At 65.5% G+C, this 16,807-nt stretch carries 13 protein-coding genes and 1 pseudogene; 6 read left to right on the top strand and 8 right to left on the bottom strand.

Going from position 1 to position 16,807, the window contains the following annotated elements; all coding sequences use genetic code 11:
- Positions 1-40 precede the first annotated feature (40 nt).
- Entirely contained in the window at positions 41-1,147 is a 1,107-nt protein-coding gene (locus ACVIGB_RS47045) for a DUF2336 domain-containing protein (RefSeq protein WP_092125155.1), read from the top strand.
- Here ACVIGB_RS47045 and ACVIGB_RS47040 read toward each other — a convergent pair.
- Both ACVIGB_RS47040 and ACVIGB_RS47035 read right to left on the bottom strand, forming a co-directional pair.
- Positions 1,144-1,783, bottom strand: a pseudogene (locus tag ACVIGB_RS47040) (NrsF family protein). The gene ACVIGB_RS47045 and the pseudogene ACVIGB_RS47040 overlap by 4 nt on opposite strands.
- Positions 1,784-1,785: 2 nt before the next feature.
- Positions 1,786-2,331 carry a sigma-70 family RNA polymerase sigma factor gene (locus ACVIGB_RS47035; protein WP_092125153.1) on the bottom strand — a complete coding sequence of 182 codons (546 nt, stop codon included), beginning with the start codon at positions 2,329-2,331 and terminating at the stop codon, positions 1,786-1,788.
- 327 nt (positions 2,332-2,658) lie between these two features.
- On the opposite strand from ACVIGB_RS47035, the gene ACVIGB_RS47030 reads away from it, so the two are divergent.
- Together ACVIGB_RS47030 and ACVIGB_RS47025 are read left to right on the top strand one after the other, a co-directional pair.
- Entirely contained in the window at positions 2,659-3,342 is a 684-nt protein-coding gene (locus ACVIGB_RS47030) for a hypothetical protein (protein ID WP_456724132.1), read from the top strand.
- 124 nt (positions 3,343-3,466) lie between these two features.
- Positions 3,467-4,246, top strand: coding sequence for an enoyl-CoA hydratase (locus tag ACVIGB_RS47025; RefSeq protein ID WP_229166991.1), 780 nt, complete (start codon positions 3,467-3,469; stop codon positions 4,244-4,246).
- Here ACVIGB_RS47025 and ACVIGB_RS47020 read toward each other — a convergent pair.
- Positions 4,243-6,105 (bottom strand): acetyl-CoA hydrolase/transferase C-terminal domain-containing protein, encoded by a 1,863-nt coding sequence (locus ACVIGB_RS47020; RefSeq protein ID WP_456724133.1) that lies wholly within the window; start codon positions 6,103-6,105, stop codon positions 4,243-4,245. The two genes, ACVIGB_RS47025 and ACVIGB_RS47020, sit on opposite strands and share 4 nt — an antisense overlap.
- Before the next feature lie 242 nt (positions 6,106-6,347).
- On the opposite strand from ACVIGB_RS47020, the gene ACVIGB_RS47015 reads away from it, so the two are divergent.
- Together ACVIGB_RS47015 and ACVIGB_RS47010 are read left to right on the top strand one after the other, a co-directional pair.
- Positions 6,348-7,766 (top strand): TolC family outer membrane protein, encoded by a 1,419-nt coding sequence (locus tag ACVIGB_RS47015; protein ID WP_456749346.1) that lies wholly within the window; start codon positions 6,348-6,350, stop codon positions 7,764-7,766.
- A gap of 135 nt (positions 7,767-7,901) precedes the next feature.
- Positions 7,902-8,870, top strand: a complete 969-nt coding sequence (locus tag ACVIGB_RS47010) for an amidohydrolase family protein (RefSeq protein WP_456724134.1) — start codon at positions 7,902-7,904, stop codon at positions 8,868-8,870.
- On the opposite strand, the gene ACVIGB_RS47005 is transcribed toward ACVIGB_RS47010, so the two are convergent.
- From ACVIGB_RS47005 to ACVIGB_RS46995, 3 genes are all read right to left on the bottom strand, one after another.
- Positions 8,863-11,997, bottom strand: a complete 3,135-nt coding sequence (locus ACVIGB_RS47005; protein ID WP_456724135.1) for an efflux RND transporter permease subunit — start codon at positions 11,995-11,997, stop codon at positions 8,863-8,865. The genes ACVIGB_RS47010 and ACVIGB_RS47005 overlap by 8 nt on opposite strands.
- A gap of 114 nt (positions 11,998-12,111) precedes the next feature.
- On the bottom strand, positions 12,112-13,359 hold the full coding sequence (locus ACVIGB_RS47000; protein WP_456724136.1) for an efflux RND transporter periplasmic adaptor subunit: 1,248 nt from the start codon (positions 13,357-13,359) through the stop codon (positions 12,112-12,114).
- A gap of 151 nt (positions 13,360-13,510) precedes the next feature.
- The gene (locus ACVIGB_RS46995) at positions 13,511-14,932 is read right to left on the bottom strand and encodes a CoA transferase (protein WP_456724137.1); all 1,422 of its coding nucleotides are present in this window, start codon (positions 14,930-14,932) and stop codon (positions 13,511-13,513) included.
- A gap of 193 nt (positions 14,933-15,125) precedes the next feature.
- Here ACVIGB_RS46995 and ACVIGB_RS46990 point away from each other — a divergent pair, with 193 nt between their 5' ends.
- Positions 15,126-15,413 (top strand): hypothetical protein, encoded by a 288-nt coding sequence (locus tag ACVIGB_RS46990; RefSeq protein ID WP_298367356.1) that lies wholly within the window; start codon positions 15,126-15,128, stop codon positions 15,411-15,413.
- Positions 15,414-16,189: 776 nt separating this feature from the next.
- On the opposite strand, the gene ACVIGB_RS46985 is transcribed toward ACVIGB_RS46990, so the two are convergent.
- Together ACVIGB_RS46985 and ACVIGB_RS46980 are read right to left on the bottom strand one after the other, a co-directional pair.
- Positions 16,190-16,333 (bottom strand): heme-binding protein, encoded by a 144-nt coding sequence (locus tag ACVIGB_RS46985; protein ID WP_456724138.1) that lies wholly within the window; start codon positions 16,331-16,333, stop codon positions 16,190-16,192.
- A gap of 225 nt (positions 16,334-16,558) precedes the next feature.
- Positions 16,559-16,774 (bottom strand): hypothetical protein, encoded by a 216-nt coding sequence (locus ACVIGB_RS46980; protein WP_173641757.1) that lies wholly within the window; start codon positions 16,772-16,774, stop codon positions 16,559-16,561.
- Positions 16,775-16,807 lie beyond the last annotated feature (33 nt).

Here is a 16,807-nt window from a genome sequence, read left to right as displayed (position 1 = left end):
GGCGCCGGAGAATCCGTCGCCACCGCTCCAGGACAGAGTCATGAGTTCGAAGCCCGAGACCGCCCCCGAAAGTCTGCTCGACGAGCTGCAGACGACGCTCGCGCACGGCACCGTCGCACGCCGTGTCGAGACGCTGCGCCGCGTGACCGACCTCTTCATCAACGGCTCGGTCAACTATTCGGACCAGCAGATCGTGCTGTTCGACGACGTCTTCCAATGCCTGCTCGAGCACATCGAAAACTCGGCCAAGGCGCTGCTCGCCAACCGCCTCGCCCCGATCGAGACCGCGCCGCCGCAGACCATCCGTACCCTTGCATTCGACGACCTGATCGAGGTCGCAGGCCCTGTGCTGACGCTGTCGCCGCGGCTCGACGACGACACCCTGATCGAAACGGCGCGCAGCAAGAGCCAGGCGCATCTGCTCGCGATCTCCAACCGGAAGACGCTGAGCGGCGCCGTCACCGACGTGCTGGTGCTGCGCGGCAACGACGAGGTGATCCAGAGCGCGGTCAACAATCCCGGCGCGGAATTCACCGAGCGCGGCTTCACCCGGCTGGTCAGCCGCGCCGAGGGCGACGACAATCTGTCGACCTGCGTCGGGCTCCGCCCTAGTATCCCGCGGCATCTCTATCTCAAGCTGGTCGCCAAGGCCTCGGACACGGTCAGGCAGCGGCTCGAGGCTGCCAATCCGCAGCAGGCCAAGGAGATTCCGATCGCGGTAAAGGAAGCGACGCGACGCGCGCGCTCGGCGCCCGCCGCCGTGACGCCGGACACCACGATCGCGCATGCGCTGGTCAAGTCGCTCTACCAGGACGGCCGGCTCGACGAATTCCAGCTCGCAGCCTTCGCCGAGGCCGGCAAGTTCGACGAGACCAATGCCTCGCTTGCCGCGCTCGCCAACGTCTCGGTCAGCATCGCCGAGAACATGATGATCGAAACCCGTGCCGAGGGCGTGATGATCCTGGCCAAGGTCTCGGGCCTGTCATGGTCGACGGTGCGGTCGATCATCAATCTGCGCGACGACATTTCGGGCGGTGAACCGACCGATTTACAGGCCTGCAAGGACACCTATGAGCGGCTGCGGCCATCGACCGCGCAGCAGGTGCTCCGCTTCCATCGCATGCAGCAGTCGGCGCCCGCGGCCTAATATCGTAGCGCCCTCGCTCCCATCAGCGCGCCGACGCTTGCGACGATCGCGGTCGCCAGCGTGTACCAGGTGGCAACGAACAGCGGCGAGTCATCGGTGCAGTGCGACGCGTAGACGGTGGCCGCGAGCCCTGCCGAGAGCAGGCCTGCCACCGCGCCCGCGACCGCCGGCCGCGCCGGTGCGCCCTGCCGCAGCCCGTACAGCGCGCCGATCAGCAGCGGCAGCGACATCGCGGGGATCGCGGTCATGCACGCCACCGAGTTCTTGCCGATCAGCCGCGTCATCATCGGCGTACGCTGCGGCATCATCATCTCGCCGCTGATCGCGGCAACGAGGATGCCGGCGGGAATCAGCAGCCACCAGCCGAAGCTGCGCAGCGAGGCTTCCGGGCGCGTCAGATGTAGGCTGACCGCGATCGCCGAGGCGGCGAGCGCCAGCGTCACCGCGAATTTCAGGTCGAAGAACGGATTATGCATCGCCGTCATCACGTCGGGCCCGCACGCCGAGCTCGGCGAAGAAGATCAGCAGTGAGACCGGCGCCGCCGCCAGCAGCGCCATCATCAGCGCAAGACCGATCGGACGAGGCCGATAGGCATTGTCGGCGGTCAGGGTTCGAATGAGTTGATCCGTGTCCATGCTCATCGGTCCCGTAATTTCGCGGTCAGGCTCGCAAGTCCACGATGCAGCGCAACCCGCACCGCGCCCTCGGTCATCGCGAATTTCGCGGCGGTGTCCTTGATCGAGGTGCTGTCGACCGCGATTGATTGCAGCACGTCGCGCTGCCGCGCCGGCAACGCCTGCAACTGGGCGGTCACCTCGCCGGGCGAGGCCGTCGGCTCCGGCGTTTGCCCCGGCAGCGTCTCGGCGAAGTCATCGATATTGACGAAGATGCGCTTGCCGCGGCGGCGCAGCGCGTCGATCAGCTTGTTGCGCGCGATCGCGAACAGCCACGGCGCGAACGGCGCGCTCGTGTCCCAGGTCTGTCGCTTCAAATGCACCGCCAACAAGATGTCCTGCACGATGTCCTCGGACTGATCGACCGGTTGTCCCGCGCGCGCCAAGCCACGTCGCGCCGCGGCACGGAGTACCGGCGTGATGGCCTTGAGCAGGCGATGATACGCCGCGTCATCGCCCGAAATGGCCGACCGCATCAGGTCGGTCCATTCATCCTCACGTTCGCGCACGCAGGCTCCTGAATTGCAATTCGGCCGATCTTTCAGTTTGTTACGCGGCACGCCAAGGGCATCACGAACTCGTGATAATCACCCTCAGGCAAGGCCGCGCCGAGGATCAGCCTCAAAGAATCGCTCCGGCGGGTTTGCAGACGGAAGGGCTCATAACACCGATCGGTCCGACACGCATCGGTGCAGCTGCTGCCGACGATCCACCGGGACGAAATTGCCCAGCTTTTGCCCTCTAAGGCCCGAAGATTCCCTTTTTTTGCCCCGGTGTAGACACGCAGCGGGGGCTCATTTCGCGTTCGGGACGGGCGAAATGGGGAGATCATCAGAATGAAGATCAAAGCCAGCGGGCGCTTGGCCTTGATGGTTGCGACAGGGCTGACAGGGTTTTGTGTGTGTTTCGCCGGACCGTTGCCGGCGCGTGCGGCCGGTTCGGATCCCGCCGCGGCGAAATCCGACAATCCTTCGACCGACAAGTCCGCGCAGCAGAGTTCGCGGCATGGCCAGCGCCATGCGCGCCACCAGTCTTCCAAGACGGCTGACAAGACGGCCGACAAATCCGAGAGCAAGAAGGCCGCGAGCGGCGCCGGCAGCGTGACGTCGGCGGGCATGCCCGCCACGGTCGCCAATGCCAATGCGGAGCTGACGTCCGGCGACGGCAATGCGAGCACCGCGCCCGCCAGCGTCAATCCGGTGATGGCCGCCTCCGACAAGCCCGGCGACGCGCAACCCGACGGCAGCGTGGTCGCATCCGACCAGCTCAACGACCTCGACCGGGCCCTGCAGCAGGAGCAGCCGGCGGAACAACCGCAACCGGTTCAACCGCAGACGGCCCAGCAGGAGGCGCCCGCGACGCAGCCGCCGCCTGTCGCCGTAGCGGCACCCAAGCCGGCTCCGGTTCTGGCGAGCAGCGACAGCGCGAACTGGGACCAAACCTCGCTGATCGGGAAGATCTTCATCGGCTTCGGCGCCCTGCTCACGGTGGCCTCCGCGGCGCGCATGTTCATGGCCTAGGCCGGGTGCTTGCGGCTTGCGGCGCGGGGTAGCGCCGCACCGCGGCCCAAAGCCGCTTCAGCCACTTGAAGCGCATCCCGCCAGCGGGCACATTGCCCGGCAAATCAGGCACGGGGTTTGCGTCATGGCTACGTTCGAATTCATCATCGTCGAAAGCAAGGGACCGGTCGGCGTCATCACGCTGAACCGGCCCAAAATGCTGAATGCGCTGTCGTTCGGCGTGTTCCGCGAGATCGCCGCGGCGGTGGACGATCTCGAGGCCGACGACAAGATCGGCTGCATCCTGATCACCGGCAGCGAGAAGGCCTTCGCGGCCGGCGCCGACATCAAGGAGATGCAGCCGAAGGGCTTCATCGACATGTTCAACAGCGACTTCACCGCGATCGGCGGCGACCGCGTTGCCCGTTGCCGCAAGCCGACCATTGCCGCGGTTGCGGGCTATGCGCTCGGCGGCGGCTGCGAGCTCGCGATGATGTGCGACATCATCATCGCCGCCGACACCGCCAAGTTCGGCCAGCCGGAAATCACCCTCGGCACGATTCCCGGCATCGGCGGCACCCAGCGCCTGACCCGCGCGATCGGCAAGTCGAAGGCGATGGATCTCTGCCTCACCGGACGCATGATGGATGCGGCAGAAGCCGAGCGCTCCGGCCTCGTGTCGCGGATCGTTCCGGCCGACAAGCTGCTGGAAGAGGCGCTCGCCGCAGCCGAGAAGATCGCCTCGATGTCGCGTCCGACCGCCGCGATGGCCAAGGAAGCCATCAACCGCGCGTTCGAGACGCCGCTTTCGGAAGGCATGAATGTCGAGCGCAACCTGTTCCACTCGACCTTCGCGCTGGAGGATCGCTCCGAGGGCATGGCGGCCTTCATCGAGAAGCGCAAGCCGGTCAACAAGAACCGCTAGTTCACACGGCTGCGCTGCAATGCCGCGGTCACAAGCGCGCGATAGGCGCGCTCGGCGAAATGCGTCGGCTTGTCGAGACCGAGCCGCGCCAGGCATTCGCGGTCGGCGGCGTCAGGCGGATGCCGCATCCCCTGCCACAGCAGGCCGGCGAGTTGCAGCGGGGTCTGCTGCGCCTGCTGCAAAATCTGCAGGGCCGGAATCAGCCGTTGCTCGACGTCGGTGAAGTCACTGCCGAACGGGAATGACGGCAGCAGGCCTGCGTCGCGTGCGGGCTTCAGCGCCGTGCTGATGCGCTCGGGATAATTTTCGCGGTGAGCGGCCGGGATTTCATGGCTACGCGGCAGCTTGCCGGCATCCTTGGCCTGCCGCAGCAACTCGCCCTGGAAGCGCGAGTCCGACACCTGCAACATCGCGGCGATCACGTCGGCATCGGATTTCCCCCTGACGTCGGCGACGCCATATTCGGTGACGAAGATATCGCGCAGGTGGCGCGGAATGGTCTCGTGACCGTAGGACCAGCGGATGTTCGACTGCGTTTGCCTGCCGGACTGATGGGTGGCTTCCAGCGCCAGCACCGAGCGCGCGCCCTCGAGCGCGAACGCCTGCGCCACGAAATTGTACTGGCCGCCGACGCCGCTTACGACCTGGCCGTTCTCCAGGCCATCCGAGACGGCAGCCCCGAGCAGCGTCGCCATCATCGCATTGTTGACGAAGCGCGCATCGACGCGGGCGCGGCGCTTGCCGTCCTCGTCGCCGAAGATCTCGTTGGTGAAGGACACCGGCATCATCTGGATTCGCGCCAGCTGCTCGCCCGTCATCTCGCGCAGCGCCCGATAGAAGGATTGCGGACCCAGAAAGAATGCGCCGTGCAGGATCACGCCGCCAATGTCGCGCTTGAGAATGCCGGCGTCGATCAGCCCGAGAAACGCCTCGAACAGCATCTCGCTGACGCCATAGAGGCCCTTTTCGAACGGCCCGGTCTCGGCCGCCGCGAGCTGTGCGCTACCGGGCGCAAGGCGCTGCATGATGCCGTGGAATTGGGCGTTGTCGCGGTGACGCACCACGAGCCCCTGCGCCAGCGCATCGCCGATCTGCCCGATCCCGATCTGCAGCGTGCCGCCGTCGCGGACCAGACCCGCGGCGTGCAATCCGATCGCATATTTGGTGTCGCTGATCGGCTCCGACGGCGGCGCGAACAGCGGGAAGTCGGTGTCGGGACTGTCGAGCACCGCGGCGAATTCATCCGCCGGCAGATCGCCGGGCCCCGGCATGAACGGCAGTTCGGAATTGACCTGGCCGATCAGCTTGAATGACGCCCGCCCCTGCGCGCGCGCACGCAGCACGTCGAGCGTCGTGTCGGTGTTGCAGCTCAGGCTGTAGCGCGGCACGCCGTCGACCACGCGCTTGGCGACCAGCTGGGGCACGACATTCAGTCCGCGCGACAGCAGGTATGACGCCGCGTGGGTGTAATTGGCGGAAATGTAGTGCTGCTGGGCGAACGGCTGATGCAACCATTGCCCGGCGAGGAAGAAGAACTCGATCACCTTGATGTTGGGCGGAAGCGCGCCGCGATGCAGCGCCTCCGCATAGGCGAGATCCGGATAGAAGCCGAACAGGCGATCGATCACCGGACCGATGAAGCGCTGTTCGAGCAGGCTCTTCGGCTTCGGCTTTTCCAGCGTCAGCGCCGAGAACAGCGTCAGATTGATCGAGCGGTCGGCGACCGCCCGCGCGTACAGCGCGTTGACGATGTGGTTGGCCTTGCCGAGGCCGAGCGGCAGCCCCACCACAAGTTCGGTTCCGACGTCACGAACGATGTGCTCCGCGATCGCCTCGGGATCAGAGAAGAGTTTCGGCATCTGCGATAAACCCGGGGCAGTCAGGGGATGACCGGCGTCGCTGAATCGGCAGCCGGCGGTTCAAACTTATACTTCATATGACAGCTGCTTACGCCTGTGACGAACCGGCAACAGACAACAACCGAAATGATGTGCAGATGTCGCGTGGCGGTTTGCCTGTGGCGGCGCCGGCCCGTAAACAGGTAGATGTGTCGACGGCATCGGCGAGAGCGGACTGCCGGGGTTTTGGTTTGCGGGATCACATGGTTGGGCGTGCCGCGAGGGTTGGTGACGTAGCGAGGCGCGTGCTTTTGTCGGGCATCGGCCTTGGCGCGCTGGCCTGCGCGCTGCTGACCGACACCGCGGCCCGCGCCGAGAGCCTGCCCGAAGCCATGGCCAAGGCGTATCAGACCAATCCGCAGCTCAATGCCGAGCGGGCACGCCAGCGCGCGACCGACGAGAACGTGCCGCAGGCACTGGCCGGTTACCGCCCCCAGATCACCGCCGGCCTCTCGTTGGGCCTCCAGGCGGTGCGCGACCAGTTGCCCGGCAACGTGATCCAGGGCGCGACGCTGAAGCCCTGGCAGATCGGGGTCACCGTGACCCAGACCCTGTTCAACGGCTTCAAGACCGCCAACAGCGTCCGCGTCGCCGAGTTGCAGGTGCGGTCCGGCCGCGAGGCCCTGCGCAATGTCGGCCAGGGCGTGCTGCTCGACGCCGTCACCGCCTATACCAACGTGCTGGCCAACCAGACCCTGGTCGAGGCGCAGCGCGCCAACGTCGCCTTCCTGAAGGAGACCCAGGCGATCACCCAGCGCCGCCTCAATGCCGGCGACGTCACGCCGACCGATACCGCGCAGGCCGAGGCCCGGCTCAACCGCGGCCTGTCCGATCTCAACGCCGCCGAGGTCAACTTCGCGATCAGCCAGGCAACCTATGCGCAGGTGGTCGGCAGCGCGCCGTCGCAATTGCGTCCGGCCGAGACCATCGACCGGCTGCTGCCGCGCAGCCGCGAGGATTCGATCGCGCTTGCGGTGCGCGAGCATCCGGCCGTGATGGCCGCAGGCTTCGACGTCGACGTCGCCTCGACCTCGATCCGCGTCGCCGAGAGCAGCCTGATGCCGAACGTCACCCTGCAGGGCAGCGTCAGCCGCAGCCGCGACAGCGACCCCACGCTCGGCACTTTCGGGACCGACCAGGCCTCGGTGATCGGCCAGGTCACGCAGCCGATCTATGACGGCGGCACCGCGGCCTCGCAGACCCGGCAGGCCAAGGAAGTCGCGGCGCAGAGCCGCCTCGTGCTGGACCAGGTCCGTAATCAGGCCAAGACCGCCGTGGTCAGCGCCTGGGTAGCCAATGAGGGCGCCAAGATCGCGGTGTCGGCCTCCGAGTCCGAGGTGAAGGCCGCGGAGGTTGCGCTCGCCGGCGTGCAGAAGGAAGCCGCCGGCGGCCAGCGCACCACGGTCGACGTGCTCAACGCCCAGCAGGATCTGATCACGGCGCGGGCCCGGCTGATCGGCGCGCAGCGCGACCGCGTGATCGCCTCCTACACGCTGCTCAGCGCGACCGGGCGCCTCGACGTCAAGACGCTCAATCTCAAGACGCCCGACTATCTGCCCGAGGTGCACTACCATCAGGTGCGCGACGCCTGGCACGGCCTGCGCACGCCGTCGGGACAATAGGCTTTGTGGAACCGTTCGCACCGCGAACCGGACCTTTTCGCCCGCTCTCTCCGCCGATAACCTCCCCCGCCGGCCGTCAACAATGCCGGTGCGCGGAGTGCGCGCATAACAGCCGAGCACGCAGGGAGACGTCCAATGCTGACGCGACGCAGTATGATGCTGGCTTCCATCGCAGCGGGAGTGACCATGACCAGCAGCAACGCATTTTCCAAGGCATCGCAACCATCCACTCCAGTGAACTTCGACGTGCCTGCCGGCGCTTGCGACTGCCACACCCACATCCATGGCGATCCCGCGAAATTCCCGTTCTTCGCCGGCCGCGTCTACACGCCGGAGCCGGCCTCGCCGGAGGAGATGAGCGCGTTGCACAAGGCGCTGCATGTCGAGCGCGTGGTGATCGTGACGCCGAGCGTCTATGGCCCCGACAATTCGTCGACGCTGTTCGGCATGACGGCGCGCGGTCCCACGGCGCGCGGTGTTGCCGTGATCGACGACAAGACCAGCGAGAGCGATCTCGACGCGATGCAGAAGGCCGGCTTCCGCGGCATCCGCCTCAACCTGGCGACCGGCGGCGTCAACGATCCCAATGTCGGCCGGCAGCGCTTCTCGGCCGCGGTCGAGCGGATGAAGGCGCGCGGCTGGCACGTGCAGCTGTTCACCAGCCTCGCCATGATCTCGGCGATCAAGGACCTGGTCGCCGCAGCGCCGGTACCCGTCGTGTTCGACCATTTCGGCGGCGCCGAGGCCGCGCTCGGCACGGGCCAGCCGGGATTTGACGACCTGCTCGCGCTGGTCAAATCCGGCAAGGCGTATGTCAAGATTTCCGGCGCCTACCGCGCCTCCAGGCTCGCGCCCGACTATGCCGACGCCGCGCCGCTGGCCCAGGCGCTGATCGCGGCCAATGCCGAGCGCATCGTCTGGGGCACCGACTGGCCGCACCCGGATTCGGTGACACCCCAAGGCAAGAAGGTCACCGACGTGACGCCGCTGTACCAGATCGACGACGGCCGCCTCCTCAACCAGCTTCCGGTCTGGGCGCCGGATGCCGCGCTGCGCAAGACCATCCTGGTCGACAATCCGGCGCGGCTCTACGGCTTTACCTGACGTTGTCCTTCGGCCGCCGCGAGAAGTAGGAGATCAGCACCGGCAGCGTGATCAGGATCACCAGCGGCGCCAGCATCATGCCGGTGACGACGACGATGGCGAGCGGCTTCTGCACCTGCGAGCCGATGCCCTCCGACACCGCCGCCGGCAACAGGCCAATGCCGGCGACGACGCACGTCATCAACACCGGACGAAGCTGCAGCTCGCCGGTACGGATCACCGCGCGCATCCGGTCATAGCCCTCGTCGATCAGCTGGTTGAACTGCGACAGGATGATGATGCCGTCCATCACGGCGATGCCGAACAGCGCGATGAAGCCGATCGCCGCCGACACGCTGAACGGAATGCCCGAGATCAACAGCCCGAGCACACCGCCGAAGATCGCCATCGGGATCACGCTCATCGCGAGCACGGTGTCGACCATCGAGCCGAAATTGAGGAACAGCAGCACCGCGATCAGCACGAGGCTGATCGGCACCACGATCGACAGCCGCTTGATCGCGTCCTGCAAATTGCCGAACTCGCCCACCCATTCGATACGCGAGCCGGGTGGCAACTGGACCTGCTCGTTGACCTTCTGCTGCGCCTCCAGGATCGCGCTGCCGAGGTCGCGGTCACGCACCGAAAACTTGATCGGCAGATAGCGCTCCTGCTGCTCGCGATAGATGTAGGCAGCGCCCGAAATCAGCTTGATCGAGGCGACCTCGCTCAGGGGGATCTGCGTGACCCCGCCATTCGGATTGGCTGCGCCGATCCGCAGGTTCTGGATCGCCTCCGCGCTCTTGCGATATTCCGGCGCAAGGCGGACGATGATCGGAAAGTGCCGGTCGCTGCCGGGTTCATAGAGATCGCCCGCGGTGTCGCCGCCGACGGCGACCTTGATCGTGGCGTTGATGTCGCCAGGCGACAGGCCGTAGCGCGCCGCCCGCACCCGGTCGACGTCGATCTGGACGGTCGGCTGGCCGAGCGAGGTGAACACTGCGAGGTCGGTGACGCCTTGCACGGTCGACAGCACGGATTTGATCTTGTTGGCGGTGTCGGTCAGCGCCTGCAAATCGTTGCCATAGAGCTTGATCGAGTTCTCGCCCTTCACGCCGGACACCGCCTCCGACACGTTGTCCTGCAGGTATTGCGAAAAGTTGAATTCGACGCCGGGGAACTTGTCCTGCAACTGCGCGAGCAATTGCGCGGTGAGGACGTCCTTGTCGTGCGTGCCCGGCCATTCGCCGGCAGGCTTCAGCGGCGCGAAGAATTCGGCATTGAAGAATCCGGCGGCGTCGGTGCCGTCGTCGGGGCGCCCGTGCTGCGACACCACCGACACCACTTCGGGACGGCTGCTGATCAGCTTCCGCATCTCGTTGACATAGGCGTTGCCCTCCTGCAGCGAGATCGTCGGCGGCAGCGTGGCGCGGATCCAGAGATTGCCCTCTTCCAGCTTGGGCAGGAATTCGAGGCCGAGGAACCGCACGAAGATGATGGTCATGACCACGAGGCCGGCCGCACCGGCCATCACGATCTTGCGGTTGGTGATCGCCCAGTTCAGCGCCGGAACGTAGATCGCATCGAGCCTCTTGACGATCCAGGTTTCGGTCTCGTGAATATGCGCCGGCAGGATGAGCGCGCTCAGCGCCGGCGTGATCGTGAACGTCGCCAGCAATCCGCCCGCCAACGCATAGGCATAGGTTCGCGCCATCGGCCCGAAGATGTTGCCCTCGACGCCGCCCAGCGTGAACAGCGGCAGGAACGCGGCGACGATGATGGTCGCGGCGAAGAAGATCGAGCGCGATACGTCGGCCGCCGCCGACAGGATCGCATGGCTCTTCATCCCCATCACCGTATCCTCGGAGATGTGGCTCCGCTCGTCTTCCGAGAGCGCGGTGGTCTGCGACAGCCGACGGAAGATTGCCTCCACCATGATCACGGTGGCATCGACGATCAGGCCGAAATCGATCGCGCCAACCGAGAGCAGATTGGCGGATTCGCCGCGCAGCACCAGGATGATCACGGCGAAGAACAACGCGAACGGGATCGTGGCGCCGACGATCAGCGCGCTGCGGAGATCGCCGAGGAAGATCCACTGCAACAGCACGATCAGCAGGATACCGACCACCATGTTGTGCAGCACGGTGTGGGTGGTGAGCTCGATCAGATCCTTGCGGTCGTAGATGCGCTCGATCTTGACGCCCGGCGGCAGGATCGAGGAATTGTTGATCTGGTTGACCAGCTGCTCGACGCGGGCAATGGTCGGCGAGCTCTGCTCGCCGCGGCGCATCAGCACGATGCCCTGCACGATGTCGTCGTCATTGTCGATGCCGGCGATGCCGAGCCGCGGCTTCTCGCCGATCGTGACGGCGCCGACGTCCCTGACCAGCACCGGATTGCCGCCTGATTGCGAGATCATGGTGTTGGCGAGATCGTCGATCGAGCGGATCAGACCGACGCCGCGCACCACGGCCGATTGCGAGCCGATGTTCACGGTGTTGCCGCCGACATTGATGTTGGCGTTGGAAACCGCCTGCAGCACCTGCGGCAACGTCAGGCCGTTGGCGACCAGCTTGTTGAAGTCGACCTGGATCTCGTAGGTCTTGGTCTTGCCGCCCCAGCCGGTGACGTCGATCACGCCAGGCACCGCGCGGAAGCGGCGTTGCAGCACCCAGTCCTGCAGCGTCTTGAGGTCGAGCACGCTGTAGTTCGGCGGTCCCTTCAGCCGGTAGCGGAAGATTTCGCCGATCGGGCTTGTCGGGGAGATGCCGGGCTGCACGTTGCCGGGCAGCGGCGCGAGCTGCGACAGCCGGTTCAGCACCTGCTGCAGCGCCTCGTCATAGGTGTAGTCGAAGGAGAACTGCAGCTTGACGTCGGAGAGGCCGTACAGCGAGATCGTGCGGATGGTCTTGAGGTTCTTGATGCCGGCGACCTGGGTCTCGATCGGGATCGTGATATAGCGCTCGATCTCCTCGGCCGAGAGGCCCGGGCTCTGCGTCACGATGTCGACCATCGGCGGGGTCGGATCGGGATAGGCCTCGATATTGAGCTGCTTGAACGCAAACAGGCCGCCGATGAGGACGACGACGAACATGGCCACCATCAAGTAGCGGCGATTGACGGCAAGGGCGACGAGGCGATCCATTCAGATCGGCACTTTCAACGGAGAGGATTTTTCTTGGTGAGCATGGTCTCCGCGCAAACGCGTTCGGCGTTTGTCGCGAGGGAAAGCCGGTTCCCACTTTTCCGGATCATGCTGCTAGGTACCTGATGCGGCGCGGTCGATGAAGAGGCTTCCCTTCGTCACGATCTGCTCGCCCGGCTTGAGATTGCCGGCGACCTCGACGAGGTCGCCATTGATGAGGCCGGGCTTGATCTGGCGCAGCTCGATGGTCTTGTCGTCGGCCTTCGCGACCCAGACGCGAACCTGATCGCCCTCGTAGATCAGCGCCTGTTTCGGCACGCCGACGGCCGGGTGGTCGCCCTTCGAATACAGCGTCACATTGGCGAACATCTCGGGCTTCAGCCGATTGTCGGCGTTGTCGATGGTGGCGCGGACCAGGAGCCGGCGCGAGGTCGCATCGATCGCGGCGGCGACATAGTTGACCCGGGCGCTCAGCACCTTGCCCGGCAGCGCCATCACGCTGAAGCTGAGGTCCTGCCCGACCGCGACATTGTCGGCGTCAGATTCGCGGACGAAGGCGATCAGCCAGACCGTCGAGAGATCGCCGATCACATAGACCGGGTCGCTGGCGCCGGTCGAGACATACTGGCCGGGGCCGGCCTTGCGCTGGACCACGGTGCCGCCGATCGGCGCGAACACCGTCGTCTCCGGATTGAGGCGGCCCTTCTGCTGCAAGGTCGTGATGGCTTCGTCGCCGAAACCGAGGATGTGCAGCTTGTTCTGGGCGGCTTCCAGCAGCGTCTGCGCCGAGCGCGCATCGTTCTGCGCCTGCACCAGCGTCGCCTGCGCAGTCTGATAATCCTTCAGCGGGATCGCCTTGCCCTCGGACAGGTCCTTGGCGCGCTTCTCCTGGATCTGCGCCAGGTCGAGCGCCGACTGGGCCTTGTTGAGGCCGGTCGTCGCGGCGACGTAGTCGTTCTGCGCCTGCACGGTGTCGGCCGCTTCGATCACGAACAGCGGCTGCCCCTTCACCACGGTATCGCCCGGCCGCACCAGGAGGCGGGTGACCCGCCCGGTATAGGGCGAGTAGACCGGGGTAGAGCGGTCCTCGTCGATCCCGATCTTGCCCTCGGTCACCAGTTCGGAGCGGAAGGTGTGCTCGGCCACGGTCTGGAAGGTCAGGCTCGCCCACTCGGCCGGCGATGGCGAATAGCGCGTGCCGCCCTTGCGGGACTGGCTAGAGACTTCCGACGGTGCCTGCTTGTCCGAGCCGAACCGCGTGTAGCCATAGGCGCCCGCGCAGGCGACCACCAGCACCGCCGTGGCCACGAGCAGGCGCGGGCGGCTAAAGCTCTGCATTCGCTTGATAAACTCTTTCAGCATGCGGTCCGCGGGGTCGATCGTTGCAGCTTCCGGCGGGACAACCCCAGCGGTGCGCTAATAGTGCCGAATTGGCGTTTCAAACAACCTAAAAATCGCACTTCGGCGGTGCGCGTGGTTAAAGTTCGGATTGCCTGAATGGCGACTGAATGCCTCATCCGGGAAACTCCGGGGCAGGAAACCCTGGAGCGGGAAACTCAGCAGGATGGCTGCCGAGCGGCATCGCCGGACGGGCCCAATGGGCCGGGGTCCGCGACAGGATGGCGGCGTGCCGGACCGAACTCAGCGTGCCAAAGCCGGACGGAAGCCGCTCGATGAAGGGCTGCACCGCATCCGCCTTCAGGTCCTCGGTGGCAAGGCCTCCTTCGAGCCGGCCGAGATTCCACAGCCAGCGCCCGGTTTGCGCCAGCGACAGGCGGACGTGCCAGCTGCCGCCCTCGCGCGCCTGGCGTGCCCTGGCCATCATGGCGCCGAACGCCATGAAGTATCCGGTGGCGTGGTCGAGCATCTGGGCCGGCAATTCCTTCGGTCCGTCGACGCCGGCGGCCTGCCCCTCGGCATGATTGAAGCCGGTCGTGGTCTGCACCAGCGAGTCGAAGCCGCGGCGCTCCGCCCATGGACCGGCATGGCCATAGGCCGAGAGCGTCACATAGACGATCCCGGGATTGATGCGGGCCGCTTCCTCCGGCGAGAAGCCGAGCCGCGCAATCGCCTGCGGACGATAGCCCTGCGAGAGAATATCGGCCTGTGCGACGAGGCCGCGCATCACAACCCGCCCTTCCTCGCCGCGCAGCTCGAGAAAGCTCGTCAGCTTGCCGCGGCCGGTGTCGATGGTGAGCCAGGGGATATCAGGCAGATCGGGACCGGAGATCAGCAGCACGTCGGCGCCATGCGCGGCGAGCGTGCGGCCGGCGACGGGACCGGCGATCACACGCGACAGATCGAGCACCCGGATGCCGGCCAGCGGCCGCTTCCCCGCGGGCCACGGCTTTGGCGCGGCTTCGCCGATCTTCTCGATCGAGATCAGCGGCAGTCTTGCAAGCTCTCCTGCATGCGGCGTCGCTGACCACTCGTCATATGAGCGCATCAAGGCGGCGACGCCGCCGGCCGCATAGGCCGCGGTCTCGAACGCCTCGCCGTCCCATTGCAGCAGCGCGGCCTGGACATCGTCGCGCTCCGCATTGCAGCCCAGCACCTTGCAGACGGCGTCGCGGTGATGCGGGAAATTGGTGTGCAGGCGGACGAAGCGATTGTCGCGGACACGGTAGACGCCGGCGATCTTGTCCCAGGCCGGCGGCGGCGGCTTGTCGTCGACCCGCAGATATCGCTCGCTGCGACATTCGACGACGGCATGGCGCATGTCGACCGCGACGTCCTGCGGCTCGCCGCTACGGGCTTTCCAGATCTCGGCCGCCGCAAGGCCCGCCGCGGCAATCGGTACTTGCGCCGCCGCTGCGACCCGAAACGACGACGGCAATTGCGGCTCGCTGCCGGTCAGCGTGACCGCATCGAGCGCGGACGGCGCGCCACCGGTGCCGGTCCAGACATCGGAAAGGATTTCACGGATGTCCTGCATGCGCATTCCTGTTTGCGATTATTCTATGCCCGAGCATGATGACAAAATGGCAATGCCCGATCCCCAACCGTCATACCTTATTTGGGCAAGATCACACGTTCCCGAACCTTGTTTGGGCATGGTCTTCTCGGAAAACCGTTTCACACTTTTCCGGACCATGCCTTAGCTCTGCCCGACCCGAACAGGAGTTGCAATGGCTGCCATCGATCCCCTTACCGCCGGCGGTGTCTTCCTCGCGACCGCGGCGACCGACGCGGTCTATGTCATGTTCACCTCGGCGGTCGTCGCGCGCAAGCGCGTGCCGGCCGCGACCTGGAGCAGCGTCTGGTACGTGCTCTCCTCCTATGCGGTGATCAGCTACACCGAGAACTGGCTCTACGTCGGCTTCGCAGCGGCCGGCTCGTGGGTCGGCGCATATGCGTCGATCACCTTCCTGCACCGCCCGCCGGGCGGACCGCCGGTCGGGGCCGCGGTGGAATAGTATGCAGCTGCCGAAGAATTCATCCGCTTGCGAACGCAGGACCACGTTCAACCGTCGTCCCTGCGAAAACAGGGACCCATAACCACAGGTGATCATCGTTACATGACGCTGTGGCCCCAGCGTCTCGAGACAATTAACATTTGTGGTTATGCGTCCCGGGTCGCGCTTCGCTTGCCCGGGACGACACCAAATTCGAGCGGGTTGTAAGCTTCGTGTAAGCATTCGCAGGTAAGTCGCGGATCAGCACTCTCGCGGCGTGATGTGCCCGAGGTTTGCTTCGTGTGTTGCCCTCTCTCGAACGGAGGGCGCAGGGAAAGCCGGGTGCCGATCGCACCCATGGGCCCCGAGCAAAAGGTAGAAAGCTCGGGGGTAGGACCACAGGTGTAACCGGAGCTATCCGGCTTTCCCTGCGCGATGGGTTACGGCTTACTTCGTGCTCTCCCCGGCGAGACTGGGCTTGCTTGTCACCGCCTTCACAAGACGCGTTCGCGTTTTGTGAAAAGACACCTGCCGCTAGGGCGTCAGGACCACACGACTTCACCGTCCGCTTCATCCGCACTCGTCAGTTGCGCAATCGGCGTCCACCGCATCTCGACCCACGTTCGTGACGACCGCGAAGCGCCCCTCGTGTCGGGTGAGACGGGCGCATTGAACATCTGAGTTGGGTGCGGCGTCAAGTTAAATTCTGAAAAGCCGAACAAATTGTTGACCGTTCGTAGGATCCTCATCAGAAAACTTCTGCCGGCCGAAGCCCGGCAGAAGCATTACGTCGCTGCTCATTTCAACGCGGCCTGGCCGGCGAGCGAGATCACATTGTCCTGCGAGCCCGAACCGCCGCTGACGCCGATGGCGCCGACGACCTTGCCGTCGACGATCAGGAGGTTGCCGCCGCGCGAGGCGATCACGTCGTCAAGCGTCACGAGATAGGAGAAGTAGGGCTCCCTTGCCCATCAGGTTTTCGAACGTCAGCGTGGGACGGCGATAGCGCGTTGTGGTGCGCCTTGTGCTGGGAAACGCCGATCGAGGCATATTGGCAGTTGTCCTGCTTCTTGAAATAGACGAGTTCGCCGGCCGGACGAGATCGGCTGGTTGCGGTGCACACTATCGCTGCGATGAAGGCTACGATCTACCCTGCGCTCCGTGCGTTAGGGGCGCATGAACGCGAAGTCCGTGTCAGGGTCGCAATTGTCGGCGATGAAGCGAAGCTCCGACTGCACGTCGGAGACGCTCCTGTCTTCGAGGTATTTCGAGACGACAAGGCCGAGCAGCGAGCGGCAGAGGCTGTCGTGCCCCACCCCAGCGGCCTCCGCTTCGGCAAGTGCGGCTGAGAAATGAAGCTTCGCAATCTCGGCTGCGGACATCCCGGCCTCCTTTTTTCCTTTGTCTTACGGGAG

Source organism: Bradyrhizobium sp. USDA 4341 (genome assembly GCF_054063755.1).
The sequence above is the reverse complement of the archived record's forward strand: the minus strand, read 5'-3'. Positions and strand labels throughout refer to the sequence as shown.

Coding starts and splice junctions, on each gene's coding strand:
- ACVIGB_RS47030 (WP_456724132.1), top strand. CDS start 2,659: ATGAAGATCAAAGCCAGCGGGCGCTTGGCCTTGATGGTTGCGACAGGG.
- ACVIGB_RS46990 (WP_298367356.1), top strand. CDS start 15,126: ATGGCTGCCATCGATCCCCTTACCGCCGGCGGTGTCTTCCTCGCGACC.
- ACVIGB_RS47010 (WP_456724134.1), top strand. CDS start 7,902: ATGCTGACGCGACGCAGTATGATGCTGGCTTCCATCGCAGCGGGAGTG.
- ACVIGB_RS47000 (WP_456724136.1), bottom strand. CDS start 13,359: ATGCTGAAAGAGTTTATCAAGCGAATGCAGAGCTTTAGCCGCCCGCGC.
- ACVIGB_RS47005 (WP_456724135.1), bottom strand. CDS start 11,997: ATGGATCGCCTCGTCGCCCTTGCCGTCAATCGCCGCTACTTGATGGTG.
- ACVIGB_RS46980 (WP_173641757.1), bottom strand. CDS start 16,774: ATGTCCGCAGCCGAGATTGCGAAGCTTCATTTCTCAGCCGCACTTGCC.
- ACVIGB_RS47020 (WP_456724133.1), bottom strand. CDS start 6,105: ATGCCGAAACTCTTCTCTGATCCCGAGGCGATCGCGGAGCACATCGTT.
- ACVIGB_RS47025 (WP_229166991.1), top strand. CDS start 3,467: ATGGCTACGTTCGAATTCATCATCGTCGAAAGCAAGGGACCGGTCGGC.
- ACVIGB_RS46995 (WP_456724137.1), bottom strand. CDS start 14,932: ATGCAGGACATCCGTGAAATCCTTTCCGATGTCTGGACCGGCACCGGT.
- ACVIGB_RS47015 (WP_456749346.1), top strand. CDS start 6,348: ATGGTTGGGCGTGCCGCGAGGGTTGGTGACGTAGCGAGGCGCGTGCTT.
- ACVIGB_RS47045 (WP_092125155.1), top strand. CDS start 41: ATGAGTTCGAAGCCCGAGACCGCCCCCGAAAGTCTGCTCGACGAGCTG.